We start from the raw sequence: 26,230 nt of genomic DNA, 5'->3' as shown, positions 1-26,230 counted from the left end.
CCATTTCAGTTATTAATCGCAATGATACGAACCACTAATTTTTTAGGGTCTCTACAACTTTTATCTAAACAAATCCCAGAAAGCCAAATTTGACCACTGCCAAACATAATCCCTTGATAATTGGCAAATATCCCAACAAATTGTTGATCAGTCACAGCTTGCTTAATCTTAGGCGTTATGATTTTATCGTAATATTGAATAAATTGCTGTTGGTTTTGAATTGCTATGCGCTTGCCTTGGATATCTACTTTTAAAGGATATTTGACAACACCTGCCACAGCTTTTTTATTTTCTTGTGCAACATCTTTCTTTAATTGATCAATAAAGGCATGATATTTATCATGAGATCCATACAAGAAATCCAATCGAGCATTCATTTGCTCGGTTGTTTTAATCTCATCAGGTTGAAGCGCGAAAGCACTATAAGACAGTATTAACATACCTAAAAGTGCAAGAATTACTAGAGCAGTTTTTCTGATCATTATCTTAGCCTACCAATCATACGCTTTATCACCTTTGCTATTTGCCAAAATATATTGCTATTAATCACTTTCATTATCGTTTTACCATGCTCTTGGCAAACTTCTGATTGATTAAATATGGGCTTTCCAACGCAACAACCGCAAGGCATTCATTACAACACAGACACTACTAAGCGCCATAGCTCCACCAGCTACCGCGGGACTGAGTAATCCAAAGACCGCCAAAGGAATACCGATAATATTATAGAAGAAAGCCCAAAACAAACCCTCTTTAATCCGCTTACGGGTTTTTTGAGCAATGTCTATGGTAGCGGCAACTAATCCTGGATGGTTACGCATTAAGACAACGCCTGCGACCTCAGCAGCAACATCCGTGCCCTCTCCAATCGCAATACCCAGATCCGCAGCAGCCAAAGCAGGTGCATCATTAATCCCATCCCCAACCATTGCAACCGAGCGTTTTTGACCGTTTTTTTGACCTAATTTTACAATATAAGTCTGTTTATCTTCAGGACTTAAATTAGCATAAAATTCGTGTATCCCCACCGCATCAGCCACTTTTTGCGCGGCCTGTGCATTATCTCCTGTTAAGATGACAGCTTCAACCTGCTTGGCTTGTAACTCAGCAATAGCTTTTTTTGCCCCTTCACGAAGATGATCTTCAAAAGCCACCCCGCCCAATAACTCATACTGGTTATTATGATAACGAACGAGCCAAGAAAGCGTTGCCCCTTGAGCATCCATAGGCAATAAATTTGCCGCCAGACCAAAACTTTCCAGCATTTTTTGGTTACCAAAAAGATAAGGGATTCCATCTATTAGGCCACTAATACCTCTACCTTGCTCTTTGATCACTCGAAAAGATTCTGGAGTAATTAAGCTTAAATTTTCCTCCTGTGCTTTATGAAGTAATGCCTTAGCCAAAGGGTGCTCACTACTTAAAGACAAACTGGCAGTCCACTTTAAAACCTGTAGTTCATTAAAATCTTTGGCTGGGACAACCAAAACAACCGATAATTTTCCTTGGGTCAGTGTTCCTGTTTTGTCAAATCCTACCACTTGAATATGCGCTGCTCTCTCTAAGGCTTCGGCATCACGAATTAAGATTCCCGAACGCGCCGCAGCCCCACATCCTGTAGCCAGTGCTGTTGGTGTCGCTAACCCCAAAGCGCAAGGACACGCAATTACTAAGACTGCTGCACTATGTAATAATCCTTCAACTAGATACCCATTCGCCCACCAACCAAAAAAAGTAATCAAAGCTACAATGATAACAATAGGTACAAAAACAGCACTAATACGATCAACCAGTTTTTGAATAGGAGCTTTAGATGCTTGGGCATTTTCAACCAATTGGACAATGCTTGCTAGGCGCGTTTCTTTACCTGTTTTTTCCACCTGAATAACTAGTCGACCATTTGCATTCAAAGATCCCCCTGTAACACCATCTCCTTTGGCTTTTTCAACAGGAACAGCCTCACCCGTCAACATTGATTCATCAACCGCACTTTCCCCTTCAGAGACAATACCATCACAAGGAATACGTTCACCTGGGCGCACAACAACAAAATCACCCACCATCATTGCATCACTGGATACAATTATCTCCTCACCATTCACAAGTTTACAAACAGTATCAGGACGTAATGCTTGTAATGCTCGGATAGAGGATGCCGCTTTGTGACGGGCCCTTTTTTCCAACCAGTGACCAAACAGAATAAAAGTAATAATTAAAGAAGAACTCTCATAATATAAATGAGGCTCCATGTGCGTTGTGGGGGAAAAGTAATAATTTATTAGTAAAACTGTACTAAGAATCCAAGCAGCACTAGAGCCCAACGCAACCAGCAAATCCATATTCCCCGCACCTGCTTTAACTGCACGGAACCCTGCAACGTAAAAATGCCTGCCCAACCAAAACTGCACAGGGGTCGCCAACGCAAACTGTATCCAGCCCGGCAACATCCATCCAGGATGAACCATATCCATGATCATAGAAATGACCAAAGGCAATGAAAATGCCCCAGCTATCACCCATTGCCAAAAATCTTTGTTTTGATCAGATTCTGAATGATCTTCTAATTTTTGTTCTGGATTAATCCATGTTGCTTTGTAGCCCGCATTTGTAACAGCAGTTTCTATTTCACCGATTTTTTGTTGCAATAACTTGGGATCATGCAAACCAACTCTGGCTTGCTCTAATGTTAAATTTACACTGACCTCATCTATCCCCTCAACTTTTTTGATTACTTTTTCAACACGCCTTACACACGAGGCACAGGTCATTCCTGAAATTGAAAAGTCAACCATTTGTGTCATAGAGGATTCATCAGACATCTTTACTTCGTCCCGTTTTTATAGCTTAATATACAAATAATTCTTATTATCATATTTATAATTTAATAACGGAGTTAAGATAATGCAAACATATAAAGTTGAAGGTATGACCTGCCAACATTGTGCCAAAGCAGTTAAAGAGGCTGTTGAAGCTCTTCCGAATGTTGATGAGGCAACTGTTAACTTAGATGCAAAAACCGTTACCGTAAAAGGAAATCCTGATCATGCAGCGCTTAAAGCTGCGATTGAAGAAGAGGGATATGAATTAGTTTAAGCAAGAAAACCTCTTAAACTTTATTAAGAGGTTTTTATTTCAAAGATAAAAAAATCAAGCTTTATACAGAACTACTTTAATACCTACGCTCTAGTAAACCAATTAAATGTTCTTTGATATTTAACCATTCACCAGCAACCACACTATACATCACTGTATCCCGAATAGTACCATCTTTACGCAAAGCATCTCCGCGGATAATACCATCTTTTTTTGCACCTAACCGTTCAATTGCCCGTTGGCTTTTTAAGTTAAAAATATCCGTGCGCCATCCAACCGTTTTTGCTTGTAAATGCTCAAAAGCATATTCCAGTAACAACAATTTACAAATTGTATTCACGCTCGTTTTTTGCACTGACTTGGCATACCATGTATATCCAATTTCCAATCGTTGAACATCTGGTAAAATATCATGATAACTAGTCGTTCCAATTACCTGTTTTTTTTCGCTATTAATCACTGCAAAAGCAAAGCGTTTTCTTGTTTCTAATGCTGTTTGAATATAATGATTTACTTGAGAATAATGAGGGGTTGAGGTAATTCTTAGATTCCATAACTCACCATCTTTACATGCTTGTTGCAATCCTTCTTCATGAACCAAAGATAATGGTTCCAGATGAATATTATTCTTTTGTAATTTTACAAAGGGATCAGGGAAAAATTGAGAATTCATAATAAAAGAACCTAATAATATTAAACATGAAATACGACGAAAAAAATTTATAATCTTTGGTGCTTAAAACGCAATAAAGCAACAATCTTAGAAAGAGATTACAAACTCGTTCATTACCTTAGCAAGCAAATAGTTTGACGGCTTGATCTACACTTTATAACGTTCATTACTCTTGATCTTAAAGAATATTAGAATTAAAAAAAAGCCCCTTACCTAATACTAAGTAAGAAGCTTTTTTATTTGTCTTGATAAAATATTTTAAACCCAAGACGGCAAAGAACCAAAATAGTACCAAAGCGTTATAACAACAGCTACAAACAAAAACCCTAATGCCATTGTTCCAAAGAATAAAACAGCTTGCACACCATCAGTATTTTTTATCTTTACTGTATAGCCTGCTATTAAAAGAGCCCTCTGTATCTCAATAAATTTTTTATCGAACAAAGAATCATCTTTTAATGCAGTTGTAACTTGCCCCGATGAAGGATGAACCCCAACAGATATCACCCCTTCTATATTCTTTATTAAGGCATTAACATTTTCAATGTTTAATTTTGAATTTTTACTCTCAATAAAAAACTCAATCGTTTTTAATGGATGACTAAGATCACTCTGCATTATATTGCTCCTTTTTAAAAATCAAAATTATTAATATTTCTAACAAACTCTCGAATTAAAGCATGATCTTTCTCACCTTTTTGACGTTCTACACCAGAGGAAACATCAACAGCTCTAGCACCAGATTGTTTAATTGCTTGAGTAACATTCGTTGGTGTTAATCCCCCAGCCAATAACCAAGGCCGTGGCGCTTGCCATCCAGAGGTTAATTGCCAATCAAAAGTTCGACCATTTCCGCCAGGATGCAAATCAGATTGATGAGAGGGTGCTTCGATCACCAACCCATCAACGTCATAATTATCTGGAAGATCACAAACCGTTCGAATGCCCTGAGCCAACCATACAGGTAACCCAAAATGATTCCGAATAGTCTTAATCATTTGTGTTGATGTATATAACTGCAAAATATCCAAATGCACATGATCCAGCACTTTGGCAATATCGTCCAAAGTGGGTTTGACAAATAACCCTACTTTTAATAATCCATGATTTTTATAATCAGGCAACTGACGTGCTTGATCCAGAGTAATATACCTAGGTGAAGGTGGATAAAAGACTAAACCTGCCCAATTTACTTTAAGTTCTAAGAGTAAATCATAAGTTTCAGCTGTTTTAATGCCACAGACCTTAATCGCCGACACATTGTTACCCTTGTAATTCCTGCATAATACGTTTTGCCATAGCCATAGGATTATCTGCTCTGGTAATTGGACGGCCAACCACAATCCAACTGGCTCCTGCTTGATGGGCTTGTGATGGTGTCATGATACGTTGCTGATCATCAGCAACCGCATCTTGCATGCGAATACCAGGAACAACTAAAATAACTTCCTCGCCCAAATGCTGACGTAAATATGAAACCTCTTGAGGAGAACATACCAGGCCATCTGCCCCTGCTGCCAAAGCCATTTTTCCCAATAATAACACCTGTTCTAAAGGAGAGGATTCAATTCCAATAGAATTTAAATTCTCTTGGGTCATGCTGGTTAACACCGTCACAGCCAGTAAAATGGGTTTATTTTCACTTGAGAAATGTTCATTAACTGCTTTTCGTGCAGCAGCAATCATATCCTTGCCACCCGAAGCATGAATGGTAAGCATCGCAGGTTTCACAAGTGCCAAACTAGCAATTGCTGATGCAACTGTATTGGGAATATCATGAAGCTTTAAATCAAGAAAAATCTTTCTGCCTTTAGCTAGCTGCATTATAGCATCAAAACCACAAGCATAGGTAAACTCCATACCGATTTTGATCATTTGACCCGTAGCATCAGCAATTGCTGCCCATTTCTTTGCCTGAGTAAGGTCTTTGGTATCAAGCGCAAGGATTAATCCAGTATCTTTTGCCATTTTTTTACTATTTACTTAATGTCAATACTTCTGCATCTTTTTCTGCTGACTGCCCAATCACAGTAACAGGGTCTTGAGGTGCTTGAGCAGGGGTATGCCCAGGAACAGGTTGAGTTAAATTATTAATATATTGCTCACGCAACTCATTTAATTTTTTCTCTAACTCTAGTATTTGTTTATTTGCCGCTCTCACTTTGCGCCACTGTTTTACCAGTGAAATAAAAATCGTCAAAGCCCCAATCACAAAAGAAGCTAGACCTAATAATAAAGCGAAAATTCCAATAGATATCTTCCAACTTAGTAAAGGAAAATACATTTGTACAGGTTCTTCATTAAATAATAAAAAAACACCCAGAACCGCTAAAAACGGTACAACAATTATTAAACGCAACACTTACAAAGATCTCCTTAATTATTCAATTAGGTATCGCTTACAAAATAGTATATAATATATCTTTGTAGATATATAAGCAATTTTTTATAAGAAAATTATAAATAGTAATCTTAAACTTTAAGAAATCAATTTTAATCTCTATTACATTCAACAAAATAAAGATTTAAAGATTATGAGCAAGATTATCCTCTTCGCAAAAACGATCAGTAAAAATAAACTATGGGCAACTGCTTTTTATCTTAAAGGGAAAAGATATGTGACAAATATCTATAGCTCTCATCAACAAGCTATAGAGGATTGTATATGGAGACAAAAAGAAGTTCAGGCCTACAAGCAACTTTTAATCAGTGCTCAACAACCCATCCCTGAATATTACGTTACCACCGTTCATCAATCAGAATTACCCAAGAATTGGAAGCCTTTACCTGCTTTAGGTTTTTTATTAAAAACAAAATTATCGTAAAATAAATTCTTTAGTTTTAACTTAAGCGTAATTCTTGCTATATACCTAATAGAGAACAATTTATACTACTACTATTATCAAGAGAAATAATTACCATGCCTGACAATGAACAAACACTCCCAAAAACAAAATTATCAGACCTTATTCTTAAAACACAATATATCAAAGAAATAAGCCTTAAAACGCCTGATGCTCCTCATATTTTTACAAATATGCCCTCTTCTCCAAATTTAACCGTTACTGTAGATGTCAATGCTCAACAGCTCATTGAAGGGGAAGCCAATTTTGATGTAACTGTTTTTATCTCTTGTGTTAGTACAAATCAAAATTCTCAAGATGAAGACGCGGTAACTATTTTTTCTCTGCACCTACAATATGCTGCACTGGTTACTTTTCCAGCATTGGAAACTTCTAATCTAGAGGAACTTTTAATGGTGAATACACCTGATTTATTATTTCCTGAAATCAGAAATATAATTTTAAACACCACCAAAGATGCAAACTTACCCCCTGTTATTTTACAACGTATTGATTTTTACAATATGTGGAAAGAAAAAAAAAGAAACTATCTCTGAATAAAATTTTTAGGTATACCCCTCCCTTCTTATCATCATGACAGGATATGTAATTATGACTGCAAACAAGATTATTGGCCAACCTGATGCTGGAGGGATTACACCTATATCATCTAGAATTGCGTATGAAAATCGCTGGCTTAAAATACGAGAAGATATTATCAAATATCCTAATCATTTAGACGGAATGTTCGGTGTTGTAGAGCGCAATGAATTTGCTGTTATTTTACCTTTGAACAATGAAAATAGCGAGAAAATGGTTACCCTTATTCGCCAGTATCGATACCCTGTTGGTGAATTTATGTGGGAATTACCTATGGGTATGTGGGAATTAAAACCTGATGCCACTCCTGAAATGGTTGCTGCTGGAGAATTAGAAGAAGAAACAGGACTTCGTGCAAAAAACATGATTCACGCAGGCAGTTTTTATCAAGGTGCTGGTTATTCTACACAAAAAGGTCATGTATTCTTGGCAACAAATTTAACACAGCACACAACAAAACGTGAAGCCACTGAACAAAATATGACTTGCCATACGGTACCATTAATACAATTTGAAAAGATGATAGAAACTGGTGAAATAAAATGTATGGTCACTATTGCTGCGTTTTGTTTATTGCGTAGTAAAAGATTAATTTGACATTTAAATTTTAATTTATAGTTTTCTAAGACACTTAATCTTGATAAAGGTATATAAAGTATGGCAACAGAACAAGCCGAACACACTCCTCCATCTTCATCCAATTCTTTATTAAGACATTCACTTATTATCGGAATTGCTATGATATCCGGACTTGTTTTGGGTATTATCTGTCATACTTATGGTAAATATGTCCTCATTACGCAGACTACGGATCTAAGTACTTTTATTATAGAAACTGCAAATCTAATCGTCCAAATTTTTCTAAGATTAATTGGCATGATTGTTGGACCATTGGTTCTGGCTACTTTGATTTCTGGAATCAGCAATGTTCAAGATACCAGCACTTTCAAAACTATTGGTATTAAAGTCGTTTTGTGGTTTATAGCAGCCTCTTTTATCTCTTTAGCTGTGGGTATGGTTTATGCCAATATTGTTAAACCTGGTGTAGGCTTTATGGAAAATCCCCCACCTATTACAGATGTACACTCTAACTATCATTTTAATATTGTTGAATTCATTCTGCATATTGTGCCAGACAGTATCATTGGTGCAATGGTTAAAAATGATAAAATCATACAGGTAGTTGTTTTCTCATTATTTTTTGGGCTAGCTCTGGCAAAACTACCTGGAAAATCTGCACAAGTTTTACGCGATGGTATTGATGCTTTAGCCAAAGTCATGTTAAAAATCACTGACATGGTTATGAAAATTGTTCCTTTGGTTGTTTTTGCTTCTTTACTTTCGATTTCAACCAAAAATGGCATACAAATTATTCCACAATATGGTATATTTTTATTTGAATTTTACGTTCTTGTACTTATTATGTGGGCCTTACTTATTGGTACAGGATACTTAATATTAGGCAAAAAAATATTTAGTTTATTGTCTTATATTTCTGAACCTATTATGATTGGATTTGCAACAGCCAGCAGTGAATCAGCGTATCCTCGTTCATTAGAACAACTAACTAAATTTGGTGTTTCACCGAAAATTTCTGGCTTTGTTTTGCCATTAGGTTATACATTTAATCTCTGTGGAACAATGGTTTTCCTCTCTTTTGCTGCTCTTTTTATTGCACAAATTTATCATATTGATATGCCTTGGGATAAACAAATCATGATGTTACTAGTCATGATGATCAGTAGCAAAGGGATCGCAGGGGTTCCTAGGGCTTCAACCGTTATGCTACAATCCGTTATGCCTGGATTTGGTATTCCCGCATCAGGAATGACCTTAATTATAGCCGTTGATCAATTCCTTGATATGGCAAGAACAGCGACTAGTGTTTTAGGCAATGGTATTGTTGCAGGAATTGCGGAAGAGTGGGACCAAAAAGAACAAGCCAAAAGAAACAAAAAAACAACATAATTTCTCATAAAATTGTAATCTTAGAATATAATAAATAGCTGATAATGTTTCATTATCAGTTATTTATGATTTTTATTAATAAAACTCTTGATACTTTAAGAGAGAAAGCTGTATTAAAGTAAAAATGTTACTATAACTTTTAATCAAAAATATAAATAAAAACAAAGCCATTTCTAAGACATAATTACTTTTTATATTAAATTCTTTAAATTTATTAAAGATTAAACATCATGAATACACCTATAAAAACACAACTAATTGACGGCAAAGCTTTTGCAGAGAAAATGACAAAAGATGTCGCATCCAAAGTCGCAGAGTTACAAAAGGCGACTGGCATAACCCCTGGCCTTGCTGTCATTCTTGTTGGTAATGACCCAGCCAGTGAAGTTTATGTTCGTAATAAAACAAAACAAACACATAAAGTGGGTATGCGTTCTTTTATGCACTTACTACCAGAAACAACGACCCAGCAGGAGTTGTTAAACCTGATTCATAGATTGAATAATGATCCTGATATTCATGGTATTTTGGTACAATTGCCGCTCCCTAAACATCTAAATCCAGACCCTATTATCCAGGCAATTTTACCCCAAAAAGACGTTGATGGATTAACCGTTTATAATGCAGGGAAAGTAAGTCTTGGACATATGGATGGATTTATCCCATGCACCCCCTTAGGATGCTTACTGTTATTACAACAAGAGTTACCTAATCTACGCGGATTAAATGCCTTGGTAATTGGTGCTTCTAATCTTATGGGAAAACCGATGGCTCAACTACTTTTAAATCAAGGATGTACGGTAACTATAGCCCATATTGATACACGTAATACCGCTGAACTTGCTCAACAAGCAGATATTCTAATTGTTGCGACAGGATGTAAAGAACTTGTTAAAGGTTCTTGGATTAAAAAAGGTGCAGTGGTTATTGATGTAGGAATAAATCGTATTATTACAGAGAGTGGAAAACTAAAATTAGTTGGAGACGTTAATTTTCAAGAGGCTCTAGGCATTGCCAGCAAAATTACCCCTGTTCCGGGAGGCGTGGGACCAGTCACAATATCATGTTTATTACACAATACGTTAAGTGCCACTGAAAAGCATATAAAATGCATTTCGTAATAAAAATTATACAAACTGACGTCGAAAACCTTGTAAAGTAATATTACGCTATCCATCTATGAACCAACAAAATTAAATTAATCGTTACAACTACAACTTTATTAACGGATCAAAAATAGCGATGTCTGAAATTGAAACTCTCTCTCTTTTATTTGACTCTGCTTGGTATTTAGCCACTTACCAAGATGTAGCAGCAGCCAATTGTGACCCTTTAGAACATTATCTGGCCTTTGGATATAAAGAAAGGCGTAATCCTAATCGTTTTTTTGATACTGATTTTTATTTAACAACTTATCCTGATATTGTATCATGCCATTTAAATCCTTTTGTCCATTATATTCTGTATGGCGCTTCAGAAGGAAGATTACCTCGTCCTTCTCATCAACCGCCTCAACCCGCTATTATATTTGATATCTTTCTTCAAGACGAAAATAAAGATCTTGAAACTGAGTTAGTTGAAGAAGAATATTCAGAAACTGAACTTTCACAAGATATTGAAAGCACAAAAGAGGAATTGGTTGCCCCTGATCTAAAAGAAATTATTAAAAAAGAAGCCAAACCTAAAACCGAAACAAGTAAAAAGTCAGTTAGAAAACCCGCTCCTCAGACCAAAGCTGCTGCTCTTGCTCAAAAAAGAAAAAAAGCAATAAAAGTTTAACAATTATTACAACCAAACAAACATTATGATCGTTTTTTTATCTTCCGATTATAATGTTTGTTTGATTTTTGTTTAGCTTTTAATAAGCGTCTTTGATAAGGCGATAGATGATTACCCAAAGAAACAGCTGAAGCGTTTGTTTGGTAGGATGCCTTAATAATTTTTAATTGGTATTGATTATTTAAATACGGAGTATGAGAATGGTAATTTCCAATAGCCTGCATCATATCCCCATTTGTTTCACGAAGATACAACTTCATAATAGCACCTGCCACTGCAATATTATAACAGGTATCTTCTTTCAATCTTTTATAAATTGTCGCACCAGTTTCCCCTGTGGTACGCTTTAGTGGTTCTATCCATCTTGTATTAATTTGCATTACCCCCAGATCTTGAGTTCCATTTTTATTCTCGGAAACCAGATTAGGACGCCCCCCTTCCACTTGTTGTATGGAAGGTAAAACATTAGGGGGTAAGTGATGAAATGATGAAACCATCATCATACAATGAAGATATGGGGAAACCATAATAAAAACCTATTTCAATACTCTTTATCATCATTAGTAATAAAAAATAAACTTAATCAAGGTGGCTTGCAGTCATTATCAAACCTTTATACTATAAATCAAACAATAAAGGATAAAAAATGACACGCATTTCAATTGAATTAATCCCTCGGGACAATGAAAGCCTTTTGATCGATACCCAATTAATCAAACAATACTTCCCCGTTGCTGATACGATTAATATTCCTGATTTAATGCGTTTTCCTTTGCGAAGTTGGGAAGCTTTCGATATTACAGCACCCTTATACCCTAATACTATTCCTCATATCAGAGCCATTGATATTAATCCTGATGCCCCGTTACCTGGACATAATCAAAACGACCTTAAAGAAATTTTGATTATTCAAGGAGATCCACCAGCTGATTTACATAAAGTTACTTATCCCAATACTACAGAAACGATTTTACGCCGTTATAAAAAAGAACTGCCACACTTAACTTTATATGCAGCTTTTGATCCTTATCGCCGTTCTCCCAAAGAAGAGCTGGAATATATTGAATCGAAAGAAGCTTCGGGAGCAACAGGTTTTTTTACACAACCTATCTTTGATGAAAAATTGCTGGAACTCTGTATGGATTGGCTACACGAAAAAACTGTTTTCTGGGGGTTATCTCCAGTCGTTGGTCCAAAATCGAAATCTTATTGGGAAGTCACTAATCGTGTCATTTTTCCTCATCGTTTTGAACCAACCTTAGAAGCTAATATTGCTTTTGCTAAACGCGCATTAACCCTCATTAAACAAACAAACAATCACACCTATTTAATGCCTTTACGCGTTAAGCTTGAAAAATACTTACCTCCTTTATTAGACGTATTGTTATAACTTTACCTCTTGTAATGCATATAAAATACGTACCCAAGAACGTATCCCCTTGTGAAAAGAACGCAGATTATATTTTTCATTAGGGGAGTGAATACAATCATCCACATTTGCAAACCCAACCAAAAAAGATTCTATTCCAAATATTTTTTGCAAATCATTCACAACAGGAATAGCCCCACCACTACCAACAATGGCTGTTTCACAATTCCACTCATCTTTCAAAGCATTGCATACAGTTTCTAGGACAGGACCATCTAAAGACACCATTCCTGCCCGAGAGGCTCCGTGTGATTCAAATTCCACTGTACTGTCTTTTGGGATAATGTTGCTGACAAAATTACGAAAATTCTTTCTAATTTTTATTGGATCTTGTTTTCCTACCAAACGAAAAGAAATCTTTGCTGTGGCTTTGGCAGGGATAACCGTTTTAAATCCCGCACCTTCATAACCACCACTTATCCCATTGATTTCACAACTAGGGCGACACCATGTTTGCTCTATAGCATTAAACTGTTTTTCACCTGCAGGCTCTTTTAATCCGATAGGAGTCAAAAGATTGTCATTCGTTTTCCCAATTTCTTGCCATTTGGTCCTAATATTAACGGGTATTTCTGGAACACCTTCATAAAAATCTGGCACTGTTACACGACCTTGATCATCTCTTAAAGAGGTAATGATCTCTGCTAATACTTGAATAGGGTTACGCGCGGCATTGCCATAGAGGCCTGAATGTAAATCACGATTAGCTGCATAAATGGTGACTTCTTCACCCACCAAACCTCTCACCATTGCGGTAATGGCTGGCACATCAGGTGTTGCCATATCCGTATCACAAATAAAAGCCATATCTGGATGAAGATTTGCTTTTTGTTCAGCAAGAAAACCTGGCAAATGCTCCCCGCCACTTTCTTCTTCACCTTCTAAAATCACGGTAATACGAACAGGAAACTGACCTGTTTGCTGGTATATTCTGCGACAAGCCTCAAGGAATGTTAAAATCTGTCCTTTATCGTCAGAAGAACCTCGGCCATGAATAATTTCACGACCTTCTGAATCTTTACGTAGACAAGGCTCAAATGGGGGTATCTTCCATAACTCAATTGGATCAACAGGCTGCACATCATAATGACCATAAAATAAAATATGTGGCGCATTTGTTGCTGAGAGGTCTTGTGCTAAGACAATAGGATGGCCTTCTGTTTCACAAATTTTAGTTGTAAAATTAAAAGACTCTAAATAGTTTTTAAACCAATTCGCCGCATTTCGACACTCGTGAACATAAGCAGGATCAGCTGAAACACTGGGTATTCTTAGAATTTCAAATAATTTATCCAAAGATTGGGGTAGCTCTTGATCAACAACACTTAAAATTGTTTGCACAAATATTTCCTTTCCTTATCCACACAATCATTTTATCATCGTAGCTGTTTACTTAAAATATAAACTAATCTCTCTTATAGCTATCTTTATAATCAACATAATAATTAAATCGAAGAATTGTGCCTCCATAAAATGCCTATTAATAGCCTTAAACCCAGTAAAATTACGCTTAAAATCCTCTCTGTTGTTATTTTTAATTTGATTTGTTACATCAATGTTGGAATGCCTTTTGCGGTTATTCCTTTATTTGTTAATCAACAACTAGGCTATAACTCTGTCATTGCTGGGATGGCTGTTTCTATTGCATATATTGCAACTTTCCTTAGCAGACCAGGCGCAGGTAAATGGATTGATACCAAGGGTGCTAAAAGCTCTGTTGTGATAGGTCTTATTGTCAGTGCTTGTGGTGGATTATTTACACTTGGTTCTTCATTCTTCCTCAGTCAGCCATTAATCGCACTTTTAATTATTATACTAGGACGTTTTTGTATGGGCGCTTCTGAAAGTTGGGCATCCACAGGAACCAATCTTTGGAATATTAGTCGTGTCGGTGTTGAAAATGCTACTCAAGTCATTTCTTGGAATGGTGTCACTTCTTATGGTGGAATGGCAATCGGAGCACCTTTGGGAATTTTTCTTACAAAACTTCCTGGCTTTTGGGGAGGGCTAAATAGTATTGCAATTTTAACGACAGTTCTCGCCGCAGGAGGAGCATTACTAGCATTAACCTTTCAAAATATTCCCCCCAACCCATCAACCGCCCCGCGCCTTTCTTTTGCCAAAGTCTTTATGCGCGTTTTACCTACAGGTGCAGGTCTGGGACTAGGAACCATCGGCTTTGGCAGTATCCAAGCTTTTATGGCATTATATTTCGTTTATAATGGGTGGAATGGGTCTGCTTATGCTATTTCTCTTTTTGGAGGATGTTTTGTCCTTATCCGTTTTATCTTTAAAAGCTCTATTGATAAATTTGGAGGATATATTGTTTCTATTGTTTCTTTGAGCGTTGAAACGATTGGATTATGCTTAATTGCATTTAGTCATTCTGTTGTGGGCACCTATATCGGTGCAGGCCTAACTGGATGTGGATTTTCTTTGATTTTTCCTGCTTTAGGAATTATTGCTATTTCTACCGTAGGTGCAGAAAATCGCGGTTCGGCACTTGCCTGTTTTGGACTTTTTCTTGATATAGCCCTTTTTATAGCCGGACCATTATTAGGGTTTATTCACCTACATTGGGGTTATTATTGGTTATTTCTTAGCGCAGCTGTCTTTACCCTTACAGGAACTATTTTAACCTATATTTTGCACTATCAATCAAAATATCGTAACCTTCCCCAATCTTATTAAAACAAATATTAAAAAGTTAAAATTAATGTCTACATATACGCATTCTATTACTGTTTTTTGTGGTTCCCATCTAGGGAATCATCCTGCTTATGAACAAGCGGGGAAGGATCTTGGTATTGGGCTAGTACATAATAATTTCCGCCTCGTTTTTGGAGGAGGAAATGTTGGTATTATGGGTACAGTTTCTAATACGGTATTAGATTTGAATGGTGCTGTAAAAGGGATTATTCCAAAATTCTTACAAAAAAAAGAAGGACAACATTCTCGCGTTAAAGATCTTGTTATTACCGAAGACATGCATCAACGTAAAGAAATCCTATATAATGAAGCTGATGCTTTTTTGTGTTTACCTGGAGGTATTGGAACTTTTGATGAATTCTTTGAAATTTTAACGTGGAAACAGCTTCATCTTCATACAAAACCAATTATTATTATAAACATCCAAAACTGGGCAGAAGCGGTTTGTAATCAACTTAAAACTATTGTTGATGAAGGGTTTGCCGACCCCTCTATGCTAGAGCTATTCGAAGTTATTGACGATATTCCAACAACATTAAATCGTTTGACCGAACTATTTGCAAAATAAACTCTCTGAGTAAATAATCGATTGAGAATTCTATCAATTTTAATTATCACTATTTAACGACAGGATTCTCAATCATCTTTTAAAATAAAACAATAAATGCCTATATTCTAAAAATATCAAACACTTTCAAACATATTTTTTTGGTGAACAAAGTTATTTAATTGCCTATAGGCAAGTCCAGCATCCACCCCTAATTTAATTAATCCAGAAATCTGTGCTGGATTGACAAGTAAACTCTTAGCCATCTGAGATATTTTTAAATTACCGTCATGAGATAAAGCCAAACAAGCTAACGGAGGCAAATCCCTTGCCGCAGAATCACAAACAACTCTTAAAACTGCAAAGGGGATTTTATGATCTTCACAATATTGCGCAACAATACCACTTTCCATATCCAGAGCCACACAACCCGTCTGCACAAAAAGCTTTTGCTTTTCAGCAGATGCCGTAATAATCTCATCGCTGTGCAATAAAGCGCCAACTTTAATTCGGGATTTTTCGGCACCTAGCTTTAACCGTAAAGCAGGATCCGAAACATAATCTTTACCCCTTACGTGAATAACATTAGGAAGTAAAATCGTTCCAGCTTTAATTAACGGATCTAATCCTGCTGCGAGACCAAAAGACACAATCGAGGTAACTTTTGCTGCAACCAAACGCTTTAATGCAGATTTTGCACCTTCTTTGGTTGCACCACTTGCTTCAATAGCTGCTGGATATAAATGACGAGCTAACTTCGCCTCTGATTGCATTCCAACCAAAACACCAATACGTTGCATTAGAAACCAACCTCGACTTTACCAGTATTACTAGATTGTAGATTACGAAAACGAGATAACGCAAATAAAGGAAAAAATTGACGATATCCATGATAACGTAGGTAAAACACCCTTGGGAAACCAATCGCATTATATGGTTTTTCATCCCATTGCCCATCTTCCTCTTGGTTTTCCATCAACCATTGAATACCTTTTTGTACTGCTGGATGGTTATGTTGACCTGCTGCCATTAATCCAAGCAGAGCCCAAGCTGTTTGAGAAGGAAGGCTGGTATGATATTGTCCCGGAGTACCACCTTCATAGGATTCTTCACCTTCACCCCAACCACCATCAGGACGCTGAACACAAAGCAGCCAATCAACAGCTTTCTTTACCGCGGGATCTTGATTAGAAATACCGACCGCATTGAAAGCACATAATGCGGACCAGGTTCCATAAATATAATTCGTTCCCCAACGACCAAACCACGCACCAAAACTCTCTTGTTCAGCACGTAAAAAATTCATTCCCCGATCAATGACTGCCTTATCCTCTGGATGTCCCAATTGCGCAAGAAAAGAAATACAACGTGCTGCAACATCCACTGTTGGTGGGTCAAGCAATGCACCATGATCTGAGAATGGTATATGATTCAACAGCATTTTATCATTATCAATATCAAATGCACCCCAGCCACCATTAGAGCTTTGCATTCCAATAATCCAATGACGCGCACGTTCAATTGATTCTTGATGCTCTGGTTTTCCTTCTCGATGTAATAACATCCCAACAACAGCAGTATCATCAACATCCGGATAATAATCGTTATTATATTGGAATGCCCATCCACCAGGGGCAACATCTGGACAATTAATTGCCCAATCGCCCTTTACATCCAAAATCTGACGCTCTTTTAACCACTTAGATGCCTTGGCAAGCTTATCCATTGTTTTTTCACGATCTTCTGCACGAATACCAGAAGCCGTTTCCATCATGGCATGCCCTGTCAATGCTGTATCCCAAACTGGAGAAACACAAGGTTGGCAATATGCCTCATCATCCTTGACAACCATCAGTTTTTTTACTGATTTCCAGGCAATTACTGCGCGAGGATCATCATCACGCATACCCATACAACGAAATGCCATCACAGAATTCGCCATTGCTGGATAAATCGCACCCAATCCATCCTCGCCGTTCAAACGTTTTTCAATAAATTCTACTGTTTTCTTTTGTGCATGTTTACGTAAAAAAATAGGAAATAGTTTTTCCATAGGACGAACAACTTTATCAAGATATTTAAATAAATATCCCCATTGAGAACGAAATGGACCTTTAATCCATTCTTTAATTTGATCAGGTGGTGTTATAAAAAGTTCTTGAACATGAATATTATAACGATTAACAGCTCTACCCTTCAAAGAAACCAACAAAACCAATGGTGCAATCACTGCTCTGGACCAGTAAGACATATTCCAGACTGAGAATAAAGCCCATTTTGGCATTAACATCAATTCAATAGGCATTGCAGGGGTTGCATGCCAAGGGACTTCACCAAACAAGGCTAACTGAGTACGTGTAAAAACATTTGCCGTTTCCGCGCCACCATGAGCCAAAATTGCCGTTCTGGCACGTATCATATGCGGTGCATCAACATCATCGCCAATCGCTTTTAATGCAAAATATGCTTTGACAGAGGCTGAAATATCGAATTTACCACCATAATAAAGTGGCCATCCGCCATGATCCCCTTGAATTCGACGTAAATATACACCTATTTTTTCTTGTAATTCTGTATCAATACGATCAAGAAAATGTTCTAATAATACATATTCTGCAGGAATTGTTGCGTCAGCTTCTAATTCAAAAACCCAATGTCCATCCTCGTTTTGACGATTTGCTAAGATATTTTGTGCCTGCAAAATAGCACGATCCAATGCTTCGTCTTTTATTGGCTTTTCTAAAGAGTCAACATGATTCAGCATAGTCAAATATTTCCTTTTTATTGATTCAATACAAAGTGTTGAAAGCGAATGAACATCTTTCAACAATTATAATCATATATATTCTTAAACGATTTTAGAAGAAAAAACTGCTTCAGCAGCCCCAAACCCAGAACGAATAGCCCCCTCAATTGTTGCAGGAAGCCCCGTTGCAACCCAATCACCCGCCAAAAATAGATTTTGATATGGTGTGTAACAAGAAGGCCTGCGATGATTTTGCTCAACTGTAGCAACAAAACTTGCCCTTTTTTCCCATAATAAACGATGATTAGGGATGGCTTGAGGTAAAGGTGTTTCTATAACAGGAGATAAAACCTCACAAACTTCTTGCCAAATTAACGAGGCAAGATTTTCATGCTGACATCCTGTAAAACGATTAGCCGCACTGACCGTAATTGAAATGACACCAGGCCTTACAAAAATCCATTCGCTTATACCACCAATGACACCCACAAATTTAGCTTTATCTATACTACCTTTAATCCGCAAATTTGGATCTACTGCGTAATGTAGATTTAATATACTTTCAAATTGATTAGGAACTTTAACCTTAGGACACACAGCACCAAGTATTTGCTCTGCGACATGCGCACTTAATGCTAGGATAACAGTATCTTCTGGGCCCACATCTATTTTATTATTATTCATAATAAAATAATCAATCTTACCGTCTTGGACATGTAACTCTGAAAGCCTTGATTTAGTATTAATTATACCACCTTGCAAAGCAATCAAAGATACTGCTGGCTGCACGAAACTTTCAGAAAGGCCTATTTTAGGAAAATAAGGAATACATCCCTTCCCACCTTTCATCAAAGACTGACGCACCACAGAGCCCATTAATAAAGCACTGCCAGCATCACAAGACGTATTTAATGCAGAAACTGCAAAAGGTTGTAATAACCGACGTGATAGCTGTCCATTTACCAAACAATCAGCAACAGTTTTTTGAGTATCCGCTTTTAATAATTTCCATAACGCCAACAATTCTGGAAATTTAAAATCTGGCACGCGATGTTTGGCAAAAAATAACCACCAAGGAAAACGACCTTTTGATAATAATAAATCCCAACGTTTTCCTTCTTCTAAATCAACGAAAGGAAATAAAGGATACCCAGATCCAGTCAAACTATTGGTTGCGTCAATTAAATTTAAATATTTAAAAACAGCGTCATTGCCTGATAAAATCAGATGATTACCATTATCGATCGTACGATCTAGATTAGCATCATAAAAAGAACGTGCTCTGCCCCCCAAAGACGGACTGCTTTCATATAGAATAACCTGAGCATCAGATCTTTGAGATAAAGAAACCGCAGCTGCCAGCCCTGCTAACCCGCCACCAATAATATGAATATGTTTTTTTGCCATCCCAAAAATCTATCTCTTCAAACCAATATAACTCATGAGTACTCCAACTCCTGCAACTCCGATTTTTTCAATCAAAGACAAAGAGACTCTCTTAAAGGGTGGTTTCCACCCAACTTTTTTTTGCTTAGCCAGTAAAAATTTATACGTAATTGCCATAATTTTGGCTGGACGTAAGGCCGTTGGACTACATTGTGCCATAAACTCACGTGATAACCTAAAATGATCCAAAGCTCTATACGCCAAAATATGACATACATGATCAACATAAACGCTGTTAACACATTCTTTGGGTGTTAAAGGAAGGTGAAAGCGTTCCAACAACTCTTTTGGTAAATATAAACGGCCACGCTCTGCATCTTCTTGTATATCACGCAAAATATTCGTGATTTGCAAAGCTCTGCCTAAATGATACGCTACTTTTTGGGCAGCATCAGAGCTATCACCAAAAATACGTACAGCCAGACGACCCACAGCAGAAGCAACACGATCGCAATAAAGATCGAAAGTCTGTTCATCTGGGGCAACAATAGGATGTTCAACATCCATCTCCATACCATTAATGATATCGATAAAATCCTGTTGCTTTAAATTAAAACGCTGAATCGTTGCTAATAATACTCGTTCAACTGCATCTGTAGCTTGTCCTGCGTATAAACCATCAAGCCTGTCACGCCATTCTTGTAACAAACGATGTTTTGTTGGGACATCTCCGTCTTCATCTGCAATATCATCAACAATACGACAAAAACTATAAAGCGCATACATTCCATAACGACGCTCTGGGGGTAATATTTGCATCCCCGTAGCAAAAGAGGTCTTGGATTTGCGAACAATCTTTTCTACCTCAGTCAAATCAAGTGCGCTGCACCCCATTATCTGTGCTGCTTCAGCTAACGGCTTAGGCATAATTTGATCAGACCTTTCTTTAATGACAATAAAACTCAGTGCACAACTGTCAATTTTGAAAAAAAATACAGCTTTAAGCTATATATCCTTTTCTTTTAATTGGATACAAACAAATATCATCTATCTCATCACATATTTTTACATAAAATAACGAAATGACTTTAAAACAGAATATAAAACATTTTTTTTGCTTAATTTAACATCAGCCGCCAAAGGATCTTCATTCCGTAATCTTTGTGCCAAAAATTTGGCTAAATATACGATGACTGCTGCTTCTAGACGCAAGCGTCGATCTTGTGTTAACCGTGGCAAAAACTCAGCCTCTCTATTAAGCACATCAACATGATCTAATAAAACGTGAAATACTTTTCTCAAAGAAAAACTCATTTGAGGGGCAAGCAAATCCTCTACCTTAACATTATATTTTTTCATTAACTCAAGAGGTATATAACAGCGATCTAATTTAATTAAATCTGTCTTGCAATCTTGCAAATGGTTTAAAATTTGTAATGAAGTACATAATGCATCAGAAGCAGGAAAGGTATCTGGTCCCTCTTTATGTAAATGAAGTAAAAAACGCCCCACAGGATTAGCAGAATAGCAACAATACTGCATCAATTCATCCATAGTTTCATAACGATTTTTTACCGCATCTTGACGAAAAGCAATCAGCAGATCGGTTGCTGTATCAACAGGAACGCCCGTTTCAATAAAACTGTTATACAAATATCGAGCCGTTAAAACATCAGCACGATCAGGCGCAGGGACATCCTTACATACAACAGCTTCCATCGCATTTAAACGGTTAATTTTTTCCTCAGAAGACAACGTTTCTGCATCAGCAATATCATCTATAACCCTAGCAAAATCATAATACGCTTGCACATGGGGCCTTAGTTGACGGCTAATTAACAGTGAGCCAACAGGAAAATTTTCATCTTTGGCCGCTTTTCCAGAGGAAACATCCTTATCCCCCCAAAGAGAAGAATCATATAAATACGATTTACTTTGCTTGGCAGCCGTCATGAATTATCCTTTTGCTCTATAGTTTGATTATTGTCTTCAGAGCTTACCATATTTTCTAATTCGATTTGTAATTCTTTTTTATCCCCCCCAATCGCAGGGGTAACATAAGCCCGTCCCTTCCACATCATTCCTTTGCCAAGATAATAATTTAACGCAGACCCAATCGTTGCCAGTAAATAAAATAAAGCCACAATTGGCAGTGCAATCATCCATAAAAAGGATAGGTTGAATCTCGATAAAGTTGGAATAAAAGAGCAAATCGAAATAACATATGTAACAATTGCAAATTTTTGAGCTGTTCCATGGGCTATTAATATTTGTATAAAAGGAACAAACCACATCAATGACATTAAAATAACTGTCACTAATAGCATAGCAAAAGAATAGCGCAACTGCACATAAGCTGTGCGTGTAATCATATTCCAAATATCACTTAATTTGTCATAAGGTCTTAATGAGCGAGCCAAACTGCTATGCCCTAGGTAAATATTACCACCGTTCCTTTTAACTAAAAAAGCCAAAGTAACATCATCAATCAAAGCATTTTTTAATGCTGCAACACCACCAATTTTAGTTAACATACGGCTACGAAGTAAAACCGTTCCCCCCGCACCCGCAGCGACAGGAGAACTCTTTTTATTCACCTTGGAAAAAGGATAAAGCATACAAAAAAAATAAACAAAAGCTGGGATAAGCGCTTTTTCATAGAGATTCTTACATCTTAATTTAACCATCTCAGAGACTTGATCTAATTGATCCTTTAACGCCTTACAAGCTAAGGTCGTTAAATGAGATGGCTCATGTTCTATATCTGCATCCGTAAAAAAGAAAAAAGCATTTTCCGTTGTGTATTTTTTTTTAATATAATCAACCCCAGTGGATAATGCCCATAATTTTCCACTCCATCCTTCGGGACGTTCGGTTGTTTCAATAACGTCCAAACGGTTTTGAAAGGATGCTGGTAAATTTTGTTTATAATTTTTAACAATATCGCCTGTATGATCAACACTAGCATCATCTACAACGAGAACCTTATAGTCACCAACATAATCTTGATGGAGCAAAGAGTTCGTAACACATTCTATAGTCTCAGCCTCATCTCGGGCGGGAATAACCACATAAATATCAGGCCATTTTTCAGGCATTGTCTCTAAAGTTGATTGAGAAAAAGAGTGTAAAATAGGTCCTCTTCCCCAAAAACGTCCATGCAAAAAAAATAAATAAATCCAAATCACAAAAGAGCAAATAGCAATAATAGTCATAATTTTAAAATTCTCTAATTAGTAAATTAACTCGTAAACCCTTTATATATAAATAACAAACTCATGCACTAGCTTACATATCTTTGCTGGCGAAACCAATCAACCGCATCTTTTATTGCCTCATGTGCAGGTCTATGCGTATATCCCAATTCTTTTTCTGCCTTTGCAGAAGAAAAAAACATTTTCTTATATGACATTAATAACATCTCACGCGTAACGCGCGGTTGAATGTTGAATTGATTAGCCATCCATTCAGAAACCACTGCCACGGGCCATATCACTTTTTGATTTAACCGTACCAAAGGAGGCCTGACATTCGCAATCTTGGAGGTCATCGCAAATAAATCTCGAAGAGACATATTTTCACCTCCAAGAATATACTTTTCACCAATGATACCTTTTTCAAGAGCTAATAAATGCCCCTGAGCAACATCATCAACATGCACTATATTCAACCCTGTATCAACATAAGCTGGCATTTTTCCCTTGATACAATCAAGTATCATTTGACCAGTTGGTGTTGGTTTAATATCTCTGGGACCAATTGGTGTTGACGGATTAACAATAACCGCTGGCAATTTATTTTCTTTAATTAATTTTAATACCGCTTGTTCTGCTTCATATTTTGATTGTTTGTAAACACCAATAATTTTATGTACAGGTGTTGTCTCGTCTGCAATACTGCCGTCGCCCACCAATCCCAACGCTGCAACAGAAGAGCAATATACGATCTTCTCAACACCTGCCTGTTGTGCGGCCAACATTAAACGGCGTGTTCCCTCAACATTAATTTCCATCATGCGCTTGGGATCAGGAACCCACAGACGATAATCTGCCGCCACATGAAACAGATATTTGCATCCACGTAAAGATTGCGTAAAAGCTTCAGGATTCAATAAATCCCCCTCAACAATTTCTGCGTTCAAGCTCTGTAAATTTGATTTATTACTGCTGGGACGTGCCAGGACTTTCAAACGATGTCCATTCTCAATCAGTTTACGTGCAACTGCTGAACCAACAAACCCTGTAACCCCAGTGATAAAAGTTGAGGTAGTCATAAAGCCCCCGATCAAAATTATAAAAATTTCACATAGAACGTTGAATCTGTTATTCAAACATAATAGTAATGGCTTTTATATCATTACTATGCATTCCAATAAATCAGATAATAACTTCTCTTTTACAAAGATACACGGTCTATTTTGAAAAAAATTTCAATTATTCTATTCTTTTTGGGGCTCAGCCTCATTATTGCTGGTGCAGCTTGGATAGGTGCAGACAGTATCTTTAAGTCCGTCTTTTCCATAGGTGTTGGAAAGCTCTTAATCCTGTCTTTATGGCAATTAATGATTATTGTAGTCCTGGGTTGGGCATGGCACTGTATTTGTCCACAATTAGGGTTGGTCAGATTATTTTGGGCAAGAACTCTAAGGGAATCTGCAGCAACATGCTTACCGTTTTCACAAATTGGTGGCATTGTCCTCGGAGTACGTGCTGTTTGTTTTAAAGGATATAAATATATTAAAAACCCTTCTGATTTATCAGTTTCCCAAGGGATAAGCTCTAATATTGTTGATATTACAACCGAAACGCTGGGACAGGTTTTATTTATTATTATTGGAATTATTACCCTACTTATCGGCGGGTATCATACTCATTTACCTGACTTCCCTTTGTTCGGTATTCATGTAAACTTAAAATGGTTTATTATTCTTAGTATCCTTTTATTAATATTAGGACTGATTCCTTTCATTTGGACACAAAGGCAAGGAAGTCTCTTATTTCGAAAAATCTTCAACTCACTCAGCTCTAATATCGCCCAACAATGGAATGGTAAAATCGCATCCAGTGCGGAATCGTTACAAGAATCACTAGATCAAATTTGGGCTAACCCCACACGAATCATCTATAGCTGTTTTATTCATTTTGCTGGTTGGATGGGTAGCGGTATCGGAACTTGGATATGTTACCACTTTCTGGGTGCTGATATTAACTTAATGGAAGCCATTACCATTGAAGCTTTGGTCTGTGTTGTTTTAACAATAGGATTTATTGTTCCCGCCAGTGTTGGTATCCAAGAAGGCGCCTATGTTCTTATTGGTGCCATTTTTGGAATTGATCCTTCATTATCTTTTGGCCTATCCATATTACGCCGAGCAAGAGATTTAATTATCGGTATTCCAGCTTTGCTTTTGTGGCAATTCAGCGAGATTCAATATTTACGAAAAAATCCTGACAAAAATAAAAAACTTGATGTAACGTCAACTTAGCCTCTTCGTTCTTTTTAACCTTTTTATATCGATTACTCATCATGACATCTTCAATATTCCATCGTGTTACTGTTATTGGACCAGGGCTCATTGGCTCTTCTATTTTAAGACGTATCCAAAAAGATCGTTCTCTTGCGACTTATACAGTGGCTTATGATAATAACCCAGATGTTTGTAATCGCGTAAAAGAGTTACAAATCGCCGATGAAGTTTGTTCTGATCCTGAAACTGCGGTTAAAGATGCTGATTGTGTGATTTTAGCCGTCCCTGTAGGTGTTATGGGAGAAGTGACCAAGCAAATTGCACCTTATTTACAAAAAGGGGCTATCCTAACCGATACAGGTTCTACCAAAGCATCTGTGATTGCTGCTATTGAACCGCATTTGCCTCCTGATGTTGTTTTTGTTCCAACGCATCCTATGGCAGGAACCGAATTTTCTGGTCCTGATGCTGGATTCGAAAGCTTGTTTGAGAATCGTTGGTGCCTTATCACTCCTACTCCAAACACAACCCAAGAGGCGATCGATAAAATTACCGAATTTTGGCAAAAAATGGGTTCTAATATCCGCATCCTAGACATTAAACATCATGATAAAGTCTGCGCCATTGTCAGCCATTTACCTCACCTTATTGCTTTTACAATTTGTAATACTGCCGATAGCCTAGAAGAGGAAACAAGGTCTGAAGTCCTTGACTATGCAGCTTCTGGATTTCGGGATTTTACACGCGTCGCATCCTCGGACCCAACCATGTGGCGTGATGTATTCATTAATAATCGTGAAGCCATTTTAGAAATGCTAGCACGCTTTACCGAAGACGCTCAAGCTATGGCCAAAGCAATCAGATGGAAAGATGAAGAGTATATCACTGAAACTATTCAAAAAGGGCGGCGTATCCGTAAATCCTTGATTGATAACAAACAAGTGCAATAATAAATAGAATAATAAACTAGCCATTGAGGCTATTTGTCCT

28 protein-coding genes are annotated in these 26,230 nt (G+C 37.1%); 12 read left to right on the top strand and 16 right to left on the bottom strand.

Going from position 1 to position 26,230, the window contains the following annotated elements; all coding sequences use genetic code 11:
• Positions 1–5 precede the first annotated feature (5 nt).
• Positions 6–482 carry a hypothetical protein gene (locus QMN76_RS06785; protein ID WP_051462001.1) on the bottom strand — a complete coding sequence of 159 codons (477 nt, stop codon included), beginning with the start codon at positions 480–482 and terminating at the stop codon, positions 6–8.
• Between the two features lie 111 nt (positions 483–593).
• Positions 594–2,819 carry a heavy metal translocating P-type ATPase gene (locus QMN76_RS06780; protein ID WP_282023928.1) on the bottom strand — a complete coding sequence of 742 codons (2,226 nt, stop codon included), beginning with the start codon at positions 2,817–2,819 and terminating at the stop codon, positions 594–596.
• Between the two features lie 82 nt (positions 2,820–2,901).
• Here QMN76_RS06780 and QMN76_RS06775 point away from each other — a divergent pair, with 82 nt between their 5' ends.
• Positions 2,902–3,093 carry a heavy-metal-associated domain-containing protein gene (locus tag QMN76_RS06775; protein ID WP_282023929.1) on the top strand — a complete coding sequence of 64 codons (192 nt, stop codon included), beginning with the start codon at positions 2,902–2,904 and terminating at the stop codon, positions 3,091–3,093.
• 76 nt (positions 3,094–3,169) lie between these two features.
• On the opposite strand, the gene QMN76_RS06770 is transcribed toward QMN76_RS06775, so the two are convergent.
• From QMN76_RS06770 to QMN76_RS06750, 5 genes are all read right to left on the bottom strand, one after another.
• Positions 3,170–3,766 (bottom strand): GNAT family N-acetyltransferase, encoded by a 597-nt coding sequence (locus tag QMN76_RS06770; RefSeq protein ID WP_034340118.1) that lies wholly within the window; start codon positions 3,764–3,766, stop codon positions 3,170–3,172.
• Positions 3,767–4,024: 258 nt separating this feature from the next.
• Entirely contained in the window at positions 4,025–4,384 is a 360-nt protein-coding gene (locus QMN76_RS06765; RefSeq protein WP_282023934.1) for a hypothetical protein, read from the bottom strand.
• A gap of 14 nt (positions 4,385–4,398) precedes the next feature.
• Positions 4,399–5,025, bottom strand: coding sequence for a phosphoribosylanthranilate isomerase (locus tag QMN76_RS06760; RefSeq protein WP_282023936.1), 627 nt, complete (start codon positions 5,023–5,025; stop codon positions 4,399–4,401).
• 4 nt (positions 5,026–5,029) lie between these two features.
• A complete protein-coding gene (gene pyrF, locus QMN76_RS06755; RefSeq protein ID WP_034339346.1) occupies positions 5,030–5,734 on the bottom strand; it encodes an orotidine-5'-phosphate decarboxylase in 705 nt (234 codons plus the stop codon).
• A 7-nt stretch (positions 5,735–5,741) separates the two neighbouring features.
• Entirely contained in the window at positions 5,742–6,128 is a 387-nt protein-coding gene (locus QMN76_RS06750; RefSeq protein WP_282023938.1) for a lipopolysaccharide assembly protein LapA domain-containing protein, read from the bottom strand.
• Between the two features lie 172 nt (positions 6,129–6,300).
• Here QMN76_RS06750 and QMN76_RS06745 point away from each other — a divergent pair, with 172 nt between their 5' ends.
• The 6 genes from QMN76_RS06745 to QMN76_RS06720 all read left to right on the top strand — a co-directional run bounded on the left by QMN76_RS06745 (position 6,301) and on the right by QMN76_RS06720 (position 10,956).
• On the top strand, positions 6,301–6,591 hold the full coding sequence (locus QMN76_RS06745) for a hypothetical protein (RefSeq protein WP_282023939.1): 291 nt from the start codon (positions 6,301–6,303) through the stop codon (positions 6,589–6,591).
• A 95-nt stretch (positions 6,592–6,686) separates the two neighbouring features.
• Positions 6,687–7,166 carry a protein-export chaperone SecB gene (locus tag QMN76_RS06740; protein ID WP_282065875.1) on the top strand — a complete coding sequence of 160 codons (480 nt, stop codon included), beginning with the start codon at positions 6,687–6,689 and terminating at the stop codon, positions 7,164–7,166.
• A gap of 55 nt (positions 7,167–7,221) precedes the next feature.
• A complete protein-coding gene (locus QMN76_RS06735) occupies positions 7,222–7,806 on the top strand; it encodes an NUDIX domain-containing protein (protein WP_034339353.1) in 585 nt (194 codons plus the stop codon).
• Positions 7,807–7,866: 60 nt separating this feature from the next.
• Positions 7,867–9,177, top strand: coding sequence for a dicarboxylate/amino acid:cation symporter (locus QMN76_RS06730; RefSeq protein ID WP_235176827.1), 1,311 nt, complete (start codon positions 7,867–7,869; stop codon positions 9,175–9,177).
• Between the two features lie 230 nt (positions 9,178–9,407).
• Complete coding sequence (gene folD, locus QMN76_RS06725; RefSeq protein WP_282023942.1) at positions 9,408–10,298, top strand: bifunctional methylenetetrahydrofolate dehydrogenase/methenyltetrahydrofolate cyclohydrolase FolD; 891 nt, start codon at positions 9,408–9,410, stop codon at positions 10,296–10,298.
• A 121-nt stretch (positions 10,299–10,419) separates the two neighbouring features.
• Positions 10,420–10,956: a hypothetical protein gene (locus QMN76_RS06720; RefSeq protein ID WP_051462003.1), complete on the top strand. Its 537-nt coding sequence runs from the start codon at positions 10,420–10,422 to the stop codon at positions 10,954–10,956.
• A gap of 23 nt (positions 10,957–10,979) precedes the next feature.
• Here QMN76_RS06720 and QMN76_RS06715 read toward each other — a convergent pair whose 3' ends face one another.
• The gene (locus QMN76_RS06715; protein ID WP_084051557.1) at positions 10,980–11,483 is read right to left on the bottom strand and encodes a lytic transglycosylase domain-containing protein; all 504 of its coding nucleotides are present in this window, start codon (positions 11,481–11,483) and stop codon (positions 10,980–10,982) included.
• A gap of 119 nt (positions 11,484–11,602) precedes the next feature.
• On the opposite strand from QMN76_RS06715, the gene QMN76_RS06710 reads away from it, so the two are divergent.
• On the top strand, positions 11,603–12,346 hold the full coding sequence (locus QMN76_RS06710; RefSeq protein ID WP_034339358.1) for a methylenetetrahydrofolate reductase: 744 nt from the start codon (positions 11,603–11,605) through the stop codon (positions 12,344–12,346).
• On the opposite strand, the gene QMN76_RS06705 is transcribed toward QMN76_RS06710, so the two are convergent.
• Positions 12,341–13,726: a M20/M25/M40 family metallo-hydrolase gene (locus QMN76_RS06705; RefSeq protein ID WP_282023946.1), complete on the bottom strand. Its 1,386-nt coding sequence runs from the start codon at positions 13,724–13,726 to the stop codon at positions 12,341–12,343. The two genes, QMN76_RS06710 and QMN76_RS06705, sit on opposite strands and share 6 nt — an antisense overlap.
• A gap of 132 nt (positions 13,727–13,858) precedes the next feature.
• On the opposite strand from QMN76_RS06705, the gene QMN76_RS06700 reads away from it, so the two are divergent.
• Together QMN76_RS06700 and QMN76_RS06695 are read left to right on the top strand one after the other, a co-directional pair.
• Positions 13,859–15,076 carry an MFS transporter gene (locus QMN76_RS06700; protein ID WP_282023948.1) on the top strand — a complete coding sequence of 406 codons (1,218 nt, stop codon included), beginning with the start codon at positions 13,859–13,861 and terminating at the stop codon, positions 15,074–15,076.
• A gap of 25 nt (positions 15,077–15,101) precedes the next feature.
• Positions 15,102–15,662 (top strand): LOG family protein, encoded by a 561-nt coding sequence (locus tag QMN76_RS06695; RefSeq protein ID WP_034339368.1) that lies wholly within the window; start codon positions 15,102–15,104, stop codon positions 15,660–15,662.
• Positions 15,663–15,778: 116 nt separating this feature from the next.
• Here the strand turns inward: QMN76_RS06695 and QMN76_RS06690 are convergent, their stop codons facing one another.
• From QMN76_RS06690 to hpnA, 7 genes are all read right to left on the bottom strand, one after another.
• Positions 15,779–16,441, bottom strand: a complete 663-nt coding sequence (locus QMN76_RS06690) for a phosphorylase family protein (RefSeq protein WP_282065874.1) — start codon at positions 16,439–16,441, stop codon at positions 15,779–15,781.
• Positions 16,441–18,405, bottom strand: coding sequence for a squalene--hopene cyclase (shc, locus tag QMN76_RS06685; RefSeq protein WP_282023951.1), 1,965 nt, complete (start codon positions 18,403–18,405; stop codon positions 16,441–16,443). The genes QMN76_RS06690 and shc overlap by 1 nt, the downstream gene beginning before the upstream one ends.
• Positions 18,406–18,489: 84 nt before the next feature.
• Positions 18,490–19,794: a hydroxysqualene dehydroxylase HpnE gene (hpnE, locus tag QMN76_RS06680; RefSeq protein WP_034339378.1), complete on the bottom strand. Its 1,305-nt coding sequence runs from the start codon at positions 19,792–19,794 to the stop codon at positions 18,490–18,492.
• Positions 19,795–19,803: 9 nt separating this feature from the next.
• Positions 19,804–20,700, bottom strand: a complete 897-nt coding sequence (hpnD, locus tag QMN76_RS06675) for a presqualene diphosphate synthase HpnD (protein WP_282023952.1) — start codon at positions 20,698–20,700, stop codon at positions 19,804–19,806.
• Positions 20,701–20,838: 138 nt separating this feature from the next.
• Positions 20,839–21,726, bottom strand: coding sequence for a squalene/phytoene synthase family protein (locus QMN76_RS06670; protein WP_282065872.1), 888 nt, complete (start codon positions 21,724–21,726; stop codon positions 20,839–20,841).
• Positions 21,723–22,988 (bottom strand): glycosyltransferase, encoded by a 1,266-nt coding sequence (locus tag QMN76_RS06665; RefSeq protein WP_282023956.1) that lies wholly within the window; start codon positions 22,986–22,988, stop codon positions 21,723–21,725. The genes QMN76_RS06670 and QMN76_RS06665 overlap by 4 nt, the downstream gene beginning before the upstream one ends.
• Positions 22,989–23,056: 68 nt before the next feature.
• The gene (gene hpnA, locus QMN76_RS06660) at positions 23,057–24,046 is read right to left on the bottom strand and encodes a hopanoid-associated sugar epimerase (protein WP_282023958.1); all 990 of its coding nucleotides are present in this window, start codon (positions 24,044–24,046) and stop codon (positions 23,057–23,059) included.
• 144 nt (positions 24,047–24,190) lie between these two features.
• On the opposite strand from hpnA, the gene QMN76_RS06655 reads away from it, so the two are divergent.
• Positions 24,191–25,258 (top strand): lysylphosphatidylglycerol synthase domain-containing protein, encoded by a 1,068-nt coding sequence (locus QMN76_RS06655; RefSeq protein ID WP_282023959.1) that lies wholly within the window; start codon positions 24,191–24,193, stop codon positions 25,256–25,258.
• Between the two features lie 41 nt (positions 25,259–25,299).
• Positions 25,300–26,190: a prephenate/arogenate dehydrogenase family protein gene (locus QMN76_RS06650; protein ID WP_282023960.1), complete on the top strand. Its 891-nt coding sequence runs from the start codon at positions 25,300–25,302 to the stop codon at positions 26,188–26,190.
• The last annotated feature ends 40 nt before the right edge of the window (positions 26,191–26,230 follow it).

Origin of the sequence: Commensalibacter papalotli (ex Botero et al. 2024) (assembly GCF_947179115.1) — a bacterium.
GTDB lineage: Bacteria > Pseudomonadota > Alphaproteobacteria > Acetobacterales > Acetobacteraceae > Commensalibacter > Commensalibacter papalotli.
This window is presented reverse-complemented; position numbering and strand designations above follow the sequence as displayed.